This window comes from Vibrio sp. OPT46, assembly GCF_015163535.1.
Taxonomy (GTDB): domain Bacteria; phylum Pseudomonadota; class Gammaproteobacteria; order Enterobacterales; family Vibrionaceae; genus Vibrio; species Vibrio alginolyticus.
The window spans coordinates 6,105-6,396 of the sequence record NZ_JADDYG010000384.1 but is presented as its reverse complement, the minus strand read 5'-3'; the positions used below and the strand labels follow the sequence as shown (position 1 = coordinate 6,396).

1 protein-coding gene is annotated in these 292 nt (G+C 37.3%); it reads right to left on the bottom strand.

Annotated features, from left to right (window positions below; translation table 11 throughout):
• Positions 1–144: 144 nt before the first annotated feature.
• Positions 145–292: DUF2498 family protein (locus IQR33_RS33425; protein ID WP_228013969.1), on the bottom strand; the 148-nt coding region annotated here is incomplete at its 5' end.

Sequence of the window (292 nt, the reverse complement as noted above, 5' to 3'; positions counted from 1 at the left end):
CCTGTGACGATTAACGATCCAAAGTGTACGTCGAAAACGTTCCCTGACTACTTCGACAAACTTAAGGCTTTAAGCTGCTAAATATTCTGACCTGAAACAGGAAAGCCAGAGTGAATAACACTCTGGCTTTTTGGTTTCCCAATACTATTTAACCAGCGTAAATTCCTTAGAAAGGTGATGCGCTAAGTATTTGAACATATTGAATACTGCAGTCGTATTTGAAGTTGGTAAACCTTTGTCATCAAGGAAGTATTCACCTTTAAAAACTAAAACACCTTCTTTTTCTTCTACA